Consider the following 15,196-nt stretch of genomic DNA (forward strand, 5'->3'; position numbering starts at 1 on the left):
GTCGCCACAGCGACCGAGACCTGCCGTATGCTTTGGAGTGGCAGGTCCGCACCACGTGTGCCGGCTTTCACCATGCCCCACGTTGGTTACGGGCGCTCTCAGAGTTTTCTCGCGGCCGCCTGGTAGGGCAGCGTCGAGGTCGCTACAGCGACCGAGACCTGCCGCATCTGCTGGCCCGAGAATCCTTTGTGGGGCCTTTCGGGTGGAGCATTCCCATCCTCATGATCCGCCACAATGGGGACGGAATTCCCGGCCGGCCAGCGGTCACGGTAGGGCAGCGTCGAGGTCGCCACAGCGACCGAGACCTGCCGTATGCTTTGGAGTGGCAGGTCCGCACCACCTGTGCTGGCTTTCACTATGCCCCACGTTGGTTACGGGCGCTCTCAGAGCTTTCTCGCGGCCGCCTGGTAGGGCAGCGTCGAGGTCGCCGCAGCGACCGAGACCTGCCGCATCTGCTGGCCCGAGAATCCTTTGTGGGGCCTCTCGGGTGGAGCATTCCCATCCTCATGATCCGCCACAATGGGGACGGAATTCCCGGCCGGCCAGCGGTCACGGTAGGGCAGCGTCGAGGTCGCCACAGCGACCGAGACCTGCCGTCTTGTTGAGCCGGAGCCGGCCCCAGCTTCCGGGGGCGAGCAGATCGGCAGGTCTCCGCTGCCTTCGACGGCCCCGACCATGCCCTACTGTCCGCCGAGCATCTCATCCACGCGGACGAAGCGATAGCCGCGTCGAGCGAGCTCGTCGAGCAGCGGGCCGAGGTGGGCGTGCATCTTATCGGTGCGATCGGGACCTGCGCCCAGATGCAAGAGGAGAAGGAACCCGTTGAGACCATCCGGCTTGGACGATTCATATTCGAGGATGCTCTCGACAATCCGCGGCGAGGAAACGAATCTCGGATCGCTGTCGGCCATGTAGTCGGCATTGGACCGCGTGCCTGGCGTGAAGTCGAAAAGCACCAGGCCCATGTCACGCGCCCACGTGACGATTTGCTCGTTGTACCACTCATATGGCGGGATGAAGTACCGCATCTGCTCGCGGGTACGGCCATGGCGAGAAAGGTCGGCGAGGTTCTTCTCCAGATCGGCGCGAAAGTCCGACTCAGTCACCAGGGTCTGATCGCGATCCTCCCAGGAGCAATAGAGCGGATGGGCGTCGGAATGCGGACCAAGATAGTGGCCTTCGGCAACAACCCGCCGAAGATGTGCCTGATGCTCGGGAACACGAATGAAGTCGCCGGTCACGAAGAAGGAGCCCTTGATGTCCCGTGCGCTGAGCGCGTCGAGGATGGCGGCCGTGCCCTCGCCGTATTTGCCGCCGGTGAATATCAAGGCGATCTGTTTGCAGTCGCGAGGTCCGCGAATGATGCCGCCGCGATCATAGGCGAACCCGCTGCGGACAGGGCTTGTCGGCGTCGGGACCGGCCGACTTCCAGAACGACACGCGACAGGAACCGCGAGCAGGATCGCACACAGCAGGGTAATGCTTGACCGTCGGAACATGGATGTCCTGCTCGTCAAACGAGCTTCCTCGCCGGCGAAACGCTCAGCCTTTTCGCACCCCCGGACCGCACACGACACGGCCCGGTTTGGCCCCCGTGTGTTCGCCGTTCCTCAGCACCTGCACGCCGTTGACGAAGACATCCCGCACGCCGGTGGCGTACTGATGCGGTTGCTTGAAAGTGGCGCGATCGATGATCGTCGCCGGGTCGAAGACCACGATATCCGCGAAATAACCCGGCGATAACCGGCCGCGCCGGTCCAGTCGCATGTTCTCGGCCGGCAACCAGGTCAGACGCCGGATCGCCTCCGTAAGGCAGATCAGCTTCTCTTCGCGGACGTACTTGCCCAGCAATCGGGCGAACGATCCGTAAGCCCGCGGATGTGGATTCCTCTTAAGGAAGACGCCCTCGGGGGCCTGCGAAGCGGAATCGGAACAGAAGCTGATCCACGGCTGACGGATCTCCTTGCGAACGTTGTCCTCGGACATGGTAAAGAACGCCGCGCCCACCCGGCTGTCGTCCTCGATGATCAGGTCGATTGCCGTATCTTCAGGCGACCGGCCTCGCTGAGCGGCCACCTCCGCCAGGGTCATCCCGGTCAGCGGCTTGAGGGCCTCGCTGCGAAAACCGATCAGAATGATGTTGTCGGCCGACCCCGCGGCGATCAGCCCGTTGTCGTAGGCGTTTCCGGTCATCCGCATTTCCTGCTTCACCTTCTCGCGGATGGCGGGGTCCTTCAGACGCTCGACCCAGGCCCGGTGACCGCCTTCCTGAACCCACGGGGGCATGATCGAATCCAGACCGGTGGCGCTGGCATGGTACGTGTACATGTCCGCAGTGACGTGCAAACCCTCGGCTCGGGCGGCCTCGATGCGCCCGAGCATCGCGTCCAGCTTGTGCCAGTTGCGGCGGCCGGAGGCCTTGATGTGATAAACCTCCGCCCGGATCTTCGCCTGCCGCGCGATGCTCAGGAACTCATCCAGCGCCTCCAGCAACTGCTCGCTCTCACTGCGCAGGTGCGAGGCGTACAGGCCGTCATACTCCGCCGCGACCTTCGCCAGCTCCAGCAGTTCCTCGGTATCCGCGTAGCAGCCGGGCGCGTAGATGAGCGCCGATGACAGCCCCACGGCCCCTTCTTCCATCGCCTGGCGGACCAAGGCTTTCATTCGCTCGAGTTCCTGCGCGGTCGGCCTGCGGTTCTCGTGACCAATCTCGTGGATGCGAACCGTCGCCGCTCCGACAAACGAGGCCACGTTGCAGGATACCCCTCGGCGAACCAGGTAATCGAGGTATTCCCTCAGAGTGCTCCACTCGATGTCGTATTGAATGTCGCCCTGGCGCTCCTTTTCATCGGCCTTCATCTTGTCGTTAAGAGGCCCCATCGAGTTGCCTTCGCCAAGCACCTCGAGAGTCACGCCCTGGCGAATCTCGCTTTGCGACCGGCCGTCGGCGATCAGTGATTCATTGGCCCAGCTCATCATGTTGATGAAGCCGGGCGCGACGGCCAGTCCCCGGGCGTCAATCTCCGTCCGACCGCGAGCCGCAGGCAGGTCCCCGATTTCGGCGATCGTATCGCCGTTGATCGCGATGTCGCCGCGAAAGGGCGCTCTTCCGGAACCGTCGTATATCTCGCCGTTGCGGATAAGCAGATCGTACTCGACCATCTTGGAACAGCCCCCCGTGACACACGAAATGGTCAGCCAGAGACAGAGCTTCGAAAGTTCTTGCATTTCACCATCCTACTCCGCATCCCGTGCGCATGTCCAAGGCTCCGCCTCCTGGCGTAACCGGCCGATCTGGAATCCTGGTCCGCCGTCGGCTACCGTGTCGGGCATGAGTGAGGTACCCGATGGAACATCCAGGACCGCGCCCACCGCGTTGCCGATGACCGCCTATCGATCGATGACCGTCATCATGGCGACGGCAGCGGTTGTGTTCGTCTTCTGGCGAGCCTGGGTTTGTGACGACGCATTCATCACTTTCCGCCACGTGGCGAACTGCCTTAACGGAAACGGGCCGGTGTTCAATCCCGGCGAGCGAGTCCAGGGCTATACGCATCCGCTGTGGTTCCTGATACTTCTGACCGGGAGCACGTTGCTCGATCCCCACCCGCTGGCGATGATTCTCGGCCTTGTTTCGACTGCCGCGATCATCCTCCTGCTGAGCCGCTTCTTCCGCGCACGGCAACACAACGGCTTGTGCCTTATGGCCGCGGCCGCGATGCTGCTCTCTTCCCCCACGTTCATCGAGTACCAGACTTCAGGCCTGGAGACCTGCCTGACGCACCTGCTGGTTGTGTGGATGTGGGCCTGGCTTCTCACCTTCACAACCGGGGATCGCGAGCAGACTGGCAATCCCGCCCTGTCTTCTCCCCCCCTTACCAAGGGGGGGCAGGGGGGGGTGCCGCACCAGCCTCAAACACGTTTCGCACCGTCCCCCGCCGCTATCGTGCTCATCTGCTCGCTCCTGATGCTCAATCGACCGGACCACCTGGTCCCCTGTGTGCCGTTGTTCCTGCTGGCACTTCACTTGCTTCGAGGACGCCGTCGCCGCGCCTGGCTGCTGAGCTTGGCTGCGTTGCTGCCGCTGTTGGCTTGGTACGGCTTTGCCACAGTCTACTACGGGTCACCATTGCCCAACACCGCTTACGCCAAGACGGGAATGCCGCTCGGCACGACGATCCTTCGCGGTCTGGCTTATCTGCGCAACTACAGTGCCGCCGAGCCGATCCACGGACTGATTATTCCGATCGTGCTCATCATCCAGACCGTCATAGCAGTGCGTGACTTCAGAGCCAAGCGTCCGGGCGGCCAGGTGCGGCTGGCCCTCGTCGTGGCCGTGTGGCTGCACGTCGGCTATGTGGTCATGGTCGGCGGCGACTTCATGCGCGGCCGGTTTCTGAACCTTCGGTTGGTGGCCACGGCGATACTGACCGGCGATCTGATCGGACGCTTGTCGCCGCGGCGTTTCTGGAAAGGCGTCTTTTCGCTGGTATTGATCGCCGGCATCGCTTGGAGCGTGGGCCGGGCAGTGTGGCAATTCGCGGCGTTTCGCATGATCGGACCGCCGGGGGTATATCCGCTTCTTGCCATCATCCTCCTGGCAATCACGGCGCTTGGCGGCATCGCCGCCGTCATATTCCTGATAAGGCGCAGGCCGCTGGCCCCGGGACCCGTGACATCGATTCTGGTGCTGACAGCGGCGGGGCTGTGTACGCTTTTTGATTTCAAACCGCGCACAACCGAATTTGCCGTTGACGGCATCGCCGACGAGTACGCATGGTATGCCGGCACCTGGCGCGAGAGCCGATTTGCCCGGCCGGCCCAATACCCCGAAGAGTGCGTGAACGACCGAGTTCGACTCGGCCAGTCCGCGAACCGGTATGCCGGCCGGTACGGGCCGATCACCATCGCCTGGGACACGACGGGGTTCCTGGGCTATCTTGCCGGTCCGAAGGTGCAGATCGTCGATAAGCTCGGCCTGACCGACTCGTTCATCGCCCGTCTGCCCGCCGATCCGAACTCCCGCATCGGCCACTTGCTTCACGACATTCCGAAGGAGTACCTGCGGTCGCGGATGGTGATCAATGAGCTTCCGGATTGGCGCCGGCGGCTCGATGAAGGCGACCCGACCCTGATCGCAGACGCCCGAACTCTTCCGCCGACCGCCCCCTGGGCCGATACAAGCCTCGAACAGCGCTGGAAGGAAATCCAGACAATCACGAAGGGTTGCCTGTTTTCCGGAGAACGATGGAAGCTGATCACAGGTTACGTGAGGGGCCGATAGGAGCCTCTCAAACCGTTGACATCACTTGTTCCGTCGCGGCTCGCGCGATCCCCATGTGCGACTGGCGGGAGTCGAAGATCCTTCATGCCGGGCGCCTGAGGCTGAATGCCGCCGGCGCTCCAACCGTTGCCCCGCCTTGCATTCCCCCCGATTGCGTCCTATCGTACCGGCTTTACGTCAGTGGTTCGAGAATGATAGACCATGCTTGAGCAGCTTACTGAACAGTTGAAGAAGGCGGCGGCGGAAGCGGAGCGTTTGCTGGCCGAGTCGAAGACTGTGGACGCCCTTCGCCAGGCGGAGAGCCGGCTGATGAGCAAGCAGGGACCATTGGGCAGCCTGCTCGGCCAGATCGGCAAGCTCCCGGCCGAGGTTCGGGGTACGGCCGGCAAGGAGATCAATCAGGCCAAGGCTCGCATCACCGAGATGTTTGCCGCGGCCAAGGCCGCTCTTGAACAGGCGGCCGACAGGCAGGCATCGGCCGAGCAGGCTTTTGACCCCACCTTGCCCGGCCCGGTGGTTCCCCGAGGCAGCGTCCACCCCGTGACCGCCGTCCAGTGGGAGGTTGAGGAAATCATGGCCCGGATCGGGTTCGTGGTCGTCGGCGGCCCGGAACTGGAGACCGACTACTACAACTTCGAGGCCCTCAACATCCCGGCGATGCACCCCGCTCGTGACATGCAGGACACCTTCTGGCTGACCAACGGCTGGCTGCTGCGGACCCATACCTCCCCCTGCCAGGTCCGGGCCATGTTGCGGCTCGGTCCGCCGCTGAGCATCATCGCCCCCGGGCGGGTGTTTCGCTACGAGACGGAGGACGCATCGCACGCCAATACCTTTCATCAGCTTGAAGGGCTCATGATCGACCGGCACATCTCCATCGCCAACCTGATCGCGGTGATGAAGTTGATACTGACCGAGATCTTCCACCGCGACGTCAAAGTCCGCCTTCGACCAGGCTATTTCCCGTTCGTCGAGCCGGGTTTCGAACTGGACATGCAGTGCGGCATTTGCGGCGGAAGCGGTTGCCCGACCTGCAAGCGCAGCGGCTGGATCGAGATCCTGCCCTGCGGCATGGTACATCCTAACGTGCTCCGCAGCGGCAATATCGACCCACGCGAATACACCGGTTTTGCGTTCGGTCTGGGCCTGACGCGGCTGGCGATGATGAAATACGGAGTGGCCGATATCCGCGGGCTCAACAGCGGCGACCTGCGGGCGATCATCCGGCCGGAGCAGAGGAACGGCGCCGCAATCATCGACAAAGACTGAGCCACCCATGGGAGCGGCCACATGACACCGTCGGCACCCGTGGACTTCCCGGCCGGCCGCCAGGCTATCCCAGCCCCCGACATCCCGACTGAAGACATCCGCCGCTCCACATACCGATTGACCGCGGCCGGCCTCGTGTGTGCGGCCGCCCTCTTTGTTCTATACCGCACATGGGTCTCGGACGACGCCTTCATCACCTTCAGGCACGTCTCAAACTTCCTGGCGGGTCACGGCCCGGTCTTCAATCCCGGCGAGAGGGTGCAGGGGTTCAGCCATCCGCTCTGGTTCTTTCTGCTCGCGGCCGGCGGCCTGCTGTTCGACGTCTACGGGGTCGCCGTTGCGCTGGGTATCTTGCTGACCGTCGCAATGCTCGGTACACAGGCATGGTTGCTTCGCAACGAGCGGCACGGGGTCCTCCGACTGCAGTTCATGGCCCTCATGCTATTGAGCTCGAAGACCTTTGTGGAGTTTCAAACTTCCGGACTGGAGACATCGCTGACCAACGCCCTTGCTGGCTCGCTCTGGGCTTTGCTGGCCGCACGTGGGCTTGCGGGAAAGCCGCCGCCGCTGACCGCCGCGGTGTGGCTCTGTGGCCTGCTGGTTCTGACACGGCCGGACCTGGTGGTCCTGACGACCCCGATTGCGTTATATCTCCTCGCCTGTCTGTTACGGAAGCCGCCGGAACTTGCCACTCCCGCGAATCAGCAAAACCGGGGGAATTCCGCCGGAGGGCAATCCCGGCGGTGGCTCGGGCCGGCTTTCGCGCTGTTGGCCGTTCTGGGCTGGTATGGCTTTGCCACCGTCTACTACGGCACGCCGTTGCCGAACACCGCGTACGCAAAAGTGACCATGCCTTTCTCCGCGGCCTTGCCGATGGGAGCCCACTATGTGATGGACTACGCGCGGTCAGAACCGATCCATGCGCTGTTGATTCTGACCGCCATTGTGGCAGCGCCGACTTTGGCCGTGTCGAACCGGCTGCGAGGTCACGGCGGGACCGGCGTCCTGGGATGGCTGGGTCTGGGAATCGCGTGCCACGTCGCTTACGTCATCAGTATCGGCGGCGATTTCATGCGCGGTCGGTTCATGGATCCGGCACTGACTGCATCTGTGGTGTTGACGACTTGGCTCCTCGGCTGCCTTCTATCTCGCACCCGCGTTTCGCCCAAGGCGGTCAGTGCGGCGATCGGTCTGGTTGGGGCCGTATTTCTGCTGATCCAGGTTCGTTCGCCGGTCGCTTTGTCCTGCATCGGTCGAGGTGCGGATGAGCTGGTCTACAGGATCACGAGGTGGCCCGCAACAACAATCCTTGGAATGATCGGCTACGCCACGTGCTGCGTCCTCCTGGTAGGGTGGATTGGTCGCACACACGGCTCACGTGCCGGATCCGCGTTCACAGTCTTGGTTGCGATTGAAGTCCTTGTGCTGCTGGGACTGGTGGGGTTTTGGCAGCCGACCTGGGGCGGGATCGGCCTGCTTGCCGGTGCGGGATTGTGCGCGGCGAGTTGTCTCGCGATCGGCTTTGCGGGCGGCGGACTGCGGCACAAGGGCGCTGGCCCGGCCGCCTGTTTGCTCATCGCCGCCGGCGCGTCACTGGTCGACGTGGGCCGTCCAAGAGAAGGCGGCCAGGGTGCGATCTCAGACGACTACTCGTTCTACTGGGTCGGGAAATGGCATAATCCGTTCCGCCATCCCACGGAGGCCTTGCGAGGCTCCACCGGTTCGTGGCTGCGTTTCGGCATGGCCGCTTGTCGCTACGCCCGGCTATACGGTCCGATCACGGTCGCCACCGATTCGCTGGGCATCGTGTCCTACTACGCCGGCCCCGACGTTCGGATCATCGATCTGTATGGCTTGACCGACCCATATCTGGCCCGGAGCGATGCGCCGCCCTGCGGTCGGCCCGGCCATATCAAGTTCCGTATTCCCCCTGGTTACCTGGAAGACCGCAGTACGGTCAACCTCCTGCCCAATTGGCTCGAACGGCTCAACCTGATGGATCCCAGGCTCGCGAACGACGCGCGAAGACTCCCTGCAGAAGCGATGTGGGACGACGCGGACAAAGAAAGATGGTTGGCAACGCAACGGGTCATCTCAAGTCCTCTGTTCTCAAGGCAACGGCTGGCAGATATCCCGCGATACATGTGGCCTGAGCGGCACTACGTTCCCGACTCACCGGACGGCGACCCCGTTCGCGCCCGCGTCTCGCCGCGGCTGGGGGCCATACCCACGCGCGGCCCCTGACAAGGTCACACCACTCATGCCGGTTGCCGAAGACCGCGTGGCGGCCCGGCGGCGGTCGGATCCCGATCGTCCGCGAATCTTGAAAGATCCTGCTTGCTTCCGTATCGTACTGTCCCGTAAATTCGACTCCTGACTGAAAAGGACGAACCCTTGCTGATCTCACTTAACTGGTTGCGCGATTTCGTGGATGTTCCCCAGGACCTTGATCCCGGGGATCTGGCAGAGCGATTCACCTGTACGACAGCCGAAGTCGAAGGCGTCCAACACATCACCTGCTCGGCCTCGGGTCTGATCGCGGCCGGCATTGTCAATGTCGAAGCCATCCCCGGCGACAAGCCGTTGTTTCTCGTCAAGGTCGACCTTGGCAACAAGCAGGTGGATACCGTTACCATCGCCGAGGGCCTGAAGAGCGGTGACCGCGTGGTCTTTGCTCCGCCGGGATCCACGCTGCCCGGCGTTGGGCAGGTCGCTGAGCGCAAGACCGCGGGCCGCACCAGCGCGGGAATGATCGTCCCCGGTGATGCCCTCAGCCTGCCCACTGTCGGCCAGCGGGCCATGTGGCTGCCGCCCTCCACAAGACCGGGCAGTCCCGTCGATATGAGCCTGTTCGATGACTGGGTCATCGAGGTCGACAATAAGTCCATCACCCATCGGCCGGATCTGTGGGGCCACTACGGAATCGCCCGCGAAGTGGCGGCCATCTGCGACCGCCGACTGAAACCGTACCCGATCGTGCCGCCGCAGGAACTGGACGACCCGGCGCTACCGGCTATTCCGATCGTCATCGACGACCCGAGCAAATGCCCGCGCTACAGCGCGCTGCGTTTTACCGGTGTGCGCCCGCAACCCGCCCCGCTGTGGATGCAGGTTCGGCTCGCTCACGTGGGGTTGCGACCGATCGACATTCTTGTCGACCTGACCAATTACATCATGGCCGAACTGGGTCAGCCCATGCACGCATTCGACTGCGCGAACATCGATCGAATCGAAGTGGCCCTGGCCAAACCGGGCGAGAAGTTCGTCACCCTCGACGGTTTCACCCGAACCATGCCTGAGGGTGCCCTCATGATCCAGTGCAACCGCCAATCGGTGGCCTTGGCTGGCATCATGGGCGGCGCCAATACGGAGGTCACCGCCAAGACCACCGATCTGCTCCTTGAGAGCGCAAACTTTGAGGCGGCAACCATCCGACGGTGTGCGACTGCTCTCGGACATCGCACCGATGCCAGTGCTCGCTTCGAGAAGTCACAAGATCCGCATAACACGGTCATCGGAATCGGACGTTTCGTCTACCTGGCACGTCCCGAACTCCCGGACATGAAGTTTACCAGCCGGCTCTCTGACTGTTTCCCGAACCCGCCCAAACCGATCACGATCCGCGTCGATCCGGCGTTTGTCGGCCGGTACATCGGTCGCCAGGTGCCGGCCGACCGGATCATGAGCATCCTGGCAAAAATCGGTTTCGCCGTAAAGCCGGTTGACGGCATGCTTGAAGTCGGCGTGCCGACTTGGCGGGCGACAAAAGACGTCAGCATCGAGGCCGATATCATCGAGGAAGTGGCTCGGTTCATCGGTTACGGCACGATCACGCCGGCGTTGCCCGAGGTCACCGTCCGTTACGCCGAGCCGGAAGCCATCACGCGATTGGAGCGCCAGACGCTCACCCTGATGTGCGGCGGCATGAGTTATGCCGAAGTGCATCGTTACATCTGGTTCGACGCCGAGTGGCTCAAGCTGCTGGGCTTCGATCCCGGTCCGACGCTGTCGCTGAAGAATCCGGTGGCGGCCGGGACCGAACGGCTTCGTACCACGTTGCTGCCCGGTCTTCTTGCCGCCGTCGATCTCAACCGTCGCCACTTTGAGCGCTTCGAACTGCTCGAGATCGGCAGCGCCTTGCCATACGGAGAAAAAGAAGCGCCCGAAAAAACCGAGCAACGCCACCTGGCGCTGGCCGTGGTTGCCCCCGGTCGCAAGCCGGCACATGAGGACGCCCTGATCCTCCGGCTCAAGAGCGATTTGGAGACATTTGCCCAACAGGTGCTCAAAGGTCATTTTCAGTTCGCCGCCGAAAAAGCCGCCGCCCCATGGGAGCACCCCGCTAAAACGGCCGCGGTCAAACTTGATGGACTGCTTGTCGGACGGATCACCGCTGTCCCGGCAGCGCTGCGCCGCCGCATCGATGAACATTTGGTTGCCTGGTCAATCGCCCTGGCTGAGATCAACCTGTCGCTCCTGGCCGAACGTCGCCCCGAACCTCGCAAGCTGGCTCCCGTGCCCGTCTACCCGCGCATCAATCTGGATTTCTCCGTGCTCGCTCGATCCTCGCGACGCTACGAGGACATCGAAGGGGCGCTGCGGACGTACGATCACCCGCTCTTGCGGCGCCTGGCTTTCGTTGACAGCTACGAGGGCGGCTCCGTACCCCAGGGTATGCGAAGCTTTACTTTCCGGGCCACCATCGGCGACCCCTCGCGAACGCTGACCGAACAGGACATCCAGGATTTTCGTTCGACTTTCCTTGAGTGGATGAAGAGCCAGGATCTGGCTCTGCGGACATAGAACATGAAACAGCCGGTTCAACGCCCCGTTTCCGGGGCTCCTGCAGTCCTATCTTGCGTTGCCGCACTCGTGCTCATGCCGCGGCCGGCTGCGGCCCAGATGCTACCGCCAAGCACCATCGACGCCGACACCGTCTGGAGCGGGGTCATCGAGATCAAGGGAGAGGTATGCATTCGAGACGCGGCCGTGCGAGTCGAACCGGGGTCAACGATCCGGTTTGTCGGCGGCCCGGGATCAAACGGCGCTTCCATCCGTTTCGGCGGCAGCTTGTCGGGCAGACGGTTCAGCAGTCGAAGCCGTCTCACGCTGGCAGGCACCGCCGAGCGCCCCATTACCGTTGAGACTCCGGCGGGCCATCCGCCCGGGTTCATCAGCGGCGACCTGGAGTCCGGCTGCGCCCTGGTTGCGCGGCACGTCGTGTTTCGCGGCCTGGGCTCGGCCGTCTCCGGCAAACGAGGCACGCCGGCCGTGTTTCTCATTCTCAATTCGCCCGACAGCGATTTGTGGCTGTCACATTGCCGATTCACCGACTGCGGCCGCATTCACGTGGAGTTCATCGGCGGTGCGGCCACGGCGGAGATCGAAAGTTGCACCTTCGTCCGCACCATCGGCGACACAACCATCGAATTCCTGGGAACCGGAGAGGGGCTTCGCGTCATCAGCGACAACATCTCCAGCGCGGCGTTTCGCATCGAGTGCCCGCAGACGTTGCTGAAGAACAATGTTCTGGTCGGCGAGTGGGCCGCCATCAGCGTTAACGCCAGGAACGTCTCCGGAATCGCGATTACGGGCAATTATGTCAACTGCGCGACCGACCGCGACGAGGGCCGTTACGCGCTGCGTTGTTCCGCCGAAGATGCCGTCGTCACCCGCAACGTCTTGCTTGGCGGCACATACGTCATCGAACAATCGCCTCGCACGGTGACCGGCAATGTCCTGGTGGGCGCGGCAGCGCTTCAGCCCGGTGTGAGCCCGGGTGGCGCGCCCGCCACGAAACTCACCACCACGCATTATTTGCTCTCGAAACCGGCACCGCAGGCCAGGATCGCCGACAACCTCTTCTTGGGCCCCGCCTACGCCGCGATTTCCGCCGGTCGCGAGAGCCCGCAGATCCGCATTGAGCATAATTTCTTCGACGGCTGGGGGGTGGCCAAACGGGCGGTTCATTTCAATCTCCTGATGCCCGCTTCACGGGAAGCGCCTTTGGCCGCCGGCATCACCGGCAACATCTTCGCCCGATATCGCGCCGCCCCCGTGGCGGATGACGCCAAGCACGTCGGTACGGCCGCGCAGGCGGGTCTGAACGTATTTGCCGAGGTGCCTGATACCTTGTATGAGCTCAGCGGTATCCAGAAGGCCGCTCCCGGCGACCTGGTACTTCCTGCGCTCGCCGATCTTCGGCTCCAGGCACCGGTGGCGACCAGGTCGGCCCTGTCTGCCGAAGCGCAGTTGCTGCAGCGGCAGCTCACGGTTGCCAAGGTTCGCGAGATGTGGTTCGATGCATATCGGCCCGTGCAGGGCTCGCCGCTGATCGGCAGCCGGCCTGCCGGTCCGCGGCCTGACTCGTCTCCCGAATGATGCACTTGCAGGCGCGATCCGCACCGGAGGGCACGGTCGAAGCCGCCACCAGGCGGCGCAGGCCTGCCGCGATTGTCATTGAAAGGACACGATCATGACTCACGGGCTTCCCGAAAACGCCGCGTTCTCCCGGCGCCGGCTTCTTGTCGGCGGTTGCGCCGCCGTCGTCGGGCCCGCCACCGTTCGGGGATCCGTACAACAAGCTGCGACCCGACACGCGCAGGGTCCGGATACCTCCTCCTGGCCCAAACCAATCAAGGCCTTTTGCATCGACTTCAACTGGGCCGGCAACCAGCCATCGCCGCCGGGAACCTACGCCCACGCGGACCCGGCCGACCATGTCCGCTGGTACCGGGACCTCGGAGCCAATACCATCCAGACCTTCTGCGTCACCTACAACGGCTACGCGTGGTACCCCAGCGACGTCGCCCCGGTCACCCCAGGTCTCAAGAGCCCCAACTTCCTCGGCGATATGGTCGAACTCGGGCACAAGGCCGGGATGAGAGTGTTGGGCTACTTCACGCTCGGGGCGAATCCATACTGGGAGAAGCTTCATCCGAACCTCGTACATGGCGGCGATTCCGACTCCATCAAGATCCCCATGACGCTCGAGTACCTCGACTACTTTTGCCGGTCGGTCGAGGACGCGATCCTCAAGACCGGTGTGGACGGCTTCATGATCGATTGGGTTCGCCCGACGCAGCATAAGAACTGGCTTGACTGCGAAAAAGAGATGTACCGCCAGCTTCTCGGCGAAGAATTCCCGGAGTCGGGCAGGCCGTCGACCAAAATGATACTCGAGTTCGACCGCCGGGCTATGGAGCGGGCTTGGCGGCACATCCGGTGGACGGTGCGAGCCACCGGGCCCTCCGTCATCTGGACAAACCACCCGTTCCTCAAGAGCGAGTATCCGATCTGGACGGGCCACCGTGTGCTCGAGGAAGTGGACTGGGTGCTCAACGAAGCTCCGGAACTTGATCACCTCGACTGGCTGCGGCGGCAGGTCGGGCCGCGGACGCTGATCCTTCAAAACCTCTGCGGCTGGAAGGATCATGATGCCTTGATGTGGAAGAAGATCGCCCCCATGGCCCTGGGCTTCTACGGTTTCGCCAAGGCCGACGAGAAGACCACCCTGCCCGACGACACAATCGAGGTGAACGTCAAGAACATCGAAATCTTGCGCGAGGCGTACCACTCGCTATAGAACCTTACCGCCAGATATCTGTGCGGCTTGCGCGCATGTTTCTGGATCGCAGAACGTTTGGGTTGCGGCCCGCAAAAAGGCGGTCCGCCTTGGGACGACTCCCCTTTGCTCGCGGGGATCGTTCTCCTGTTCGGCCGTCGGTCGGGCCTGTGCCCGTGTCTCGCCGCGCCGAAGCGTGGTCAGCGAGCGAGCCTCTTGGCAAAGCCCGGGGCCGCCAATGCAGACCCTGCCGACAAACTGTCCGCCGCAGCCGCTTTCCCATTCGCATCGTCCTGTTTACACTGGTACACACGGCGAACGGGCCGATCGGATCGGCTCGCCCGAGACGGTGACTTATGACACGCAAGATCGACGAGGCCCAGGTCAGGCATATCAGCCATCTGTCGCGGCTGAATCCGACCGAAGATGAGGTTCGGCTGTTTAGCGAGCAGCTCTCGGCCATTCTCGAGTACGTCGAGCAGCTTAACGAGGTGGACACGACCGACGTGCCGCCGACGGCGCATGCCCTGCCGGTGAAGAACGTCTTTCGGGCCGATGAGCCCAGGACGGGTCTCACGCCGGACCAGGCCCTCGCCAACGCGCCTCACCGTGAGGGCAACTTCTTTGCCGTGCCCAAGGTGCTGGACCAGGACAGCGCGTGATCCTGCGACGGGCAAGACCGCGATCAGGCAACGAATATGACCGCACCAACGCTGCTGGAAACCCGTGACTCGATCCGCAACCGCAAGGGAACGTCGCAGGCTTGCGTCCGGCACATGCTCGACGCCATACGCGAACTGGATCCCAAGATCCGGGCGGTGATCAGTCTGGACGTCGAACGGGCGCTTCATCTTGCCCGCCAGGCCGACGAGCGCATCTCTCGCGGTCAGATCGACGGGCCGCTGGCCGGCGTGCCGCTGCTGATCAAGGATAACCTGTGCACGGCGTTCGGTCGGACCACCTGTGCCTCGCGGATTCTGGAAAACTTCACTGCTCCATACAACGCTCACGTCGTGGAAAAGCTCGAAGCCGCCGGCGCGATCATCGTCGGCAAGACCAACCTTGACGAGTTCGCCATG

General features: G+C 63.2%; 11 protein-coding genes. 8 read left to right on the forward strand and 3 right to left on the reverse strand.

Annotated features, from left to right (window positions below):
- Nucleotides 1-383 precede the first annotated feature (383 nt).
- Genes PLL20_18545 through PLL20_18555 form a run of 3 tightly spaced genes read right to left on the reverse strand, consistent with a single transcriptional unit; the run spans nt 384 to nt 3,228 of the window.
- Nucleotides 384-677 (reverse strand): hypothetical protein, encoded by a 294-nt coding sequence (locus PLL20_18545; GenBank protein ID HPD31995.1) that lies wholly within the window; start codon nt 675-677, stop codon nt 384-386.
- Nucleotides 678-680: 3 nt separating this feature from the next.
- On the reverse strand, nt 681-1,499 hold the full coding sequence (locus PLL20_18550; GenBank protein ID HPD31996.1) for a polysaccharide deacetylase family protein: 819 nt from the start codon (nt 1,497-1,499) through the stop codon (nt 681-683).
- A 43-nt stretch (nt 1,500-1,542) separates the two neighbouring features.
- Nucleotides 1,543-3,228, reverse strand: a complete 1,686-nt coding sequence (locus tag PLL20_18555; GenBank protein ID HPD31997.1) for a D-aminoacylase — start codon at nt 3,226-3,228, stop codon at nt 1,543-1,545.
- Nucleotides 3,229-3,331: 103 nt separating this feature from the next.
- On the opposite strand from PLL20_18555, the gene PLL20_18560 reads away from it, so the two are divergent.
- The 8 genes from PLL20_18560 to PLL20_18595 form a co-directional block, all read left to right on the forward strand.
- Nucleotides 3,332-5,284 (forward strand): hypothetical protein, encoded by a 1,953-nt coding sequence (locus tag PLL20_18560; GenBank protein ID HPD31998.1) that lies wholly within the window; start codon nt 3,332-3,334, stop codon nt 5,282-5,284.
- Between the two features lie 201 nt (nt 5,285-5,485).
- Nucleotides 5,486-6,553, forward strand: a complete 1,068-nt coding sequence (gene pheS, locus PLL20_18565) for a phenylalanine--tRNA ligase subunit alpha (protein ID HPD31999.1) — start codon at nt 5,486-5,488, stop codon at nt 6,551-6,553.
- 21 nt (nt 6,554-6,574) lie between these two features.
- Entirely contained in the window at nt 6,575-8,797 is a 2,223-nt protein-coding gene (locus PLL20_18570) for a hypothetical protein (protein HPD32000.1), read from the forward strand.
- A gap of 150 nt (nt 8,798-8,947) precedes the next feature.
- A complete protein-coding gene (pheT, locus tag PLL20_18575) occupies nt 8,948-11,356 on the forward strand; it encodes a phenylalanine--tRNA ligase subunit beta (GenBank protein ID HPD32001.1) in 2,409 nt (802 codons plus the stop codon).
- 3 nt (nt 11,357-11,359) lie between these two features.
- Nucleotides 11,360-12,934 carry a hypothetical protein gene (locus tag PLL20_18580; GenBank protein HPD32002.1) on the forward strand — a complete coding sequence of 525 codons (1,575 nt, stop codon included), beginning with the start codon at nt 11,360-11,362 and terminating at the stop codon, nt 12,932-12,934.
- A 94-nt stretch (nt 12,935-13,028) separates the two neighbouring features.
- Nucleotides 13,029-14,138 carry a hypothetical protein gene (locus tag PLL20_18585; GenBank protein HPD32003.1) on the forward strand — a complete coding sequence of 370 codons (1,110 nt, stop codon included), beginning with the start codon at nt 13,029-13,031 and terminating at the stop codon, nt 14,136-14,138.
- 335 nt (nt 14,139-14,473) lie between these two features.
- Nucleotides 14,474-14,779 carry an Asp-tRNA(Asn)/Glu-tRNA(Gln) amidotransferase subunit GatC gene (gatC, locus tag PLL20_18590; GenBank protein ID HPD32004.1) on the forward strand — a complete coding sequence of 102 codons (306 nt, stop codon included), beginning with the start codon at nt 14,474-14,476 and terminating at the stop codon, nt 14,777-14,779.
- A 36-nt stretch (nt 14,780-14,815) separates the two neighbouring features.
- A partial coding sequence (locus tag PLL20_18595; GenBank protein ID HPD32005.1) for an amidase occupies nt 14,816-15,196 on the forward strand: 381 nt, incomplete at its 3' end.

The sequence above is a fragment of the Phycisphaerae bacterium genome (assembly GCA_035384605.1).
Lineage (GTDB): Bacteria > Planctomycetota > Phycisphaerae > UBA1845 > PWPN01 > JAUCQB01.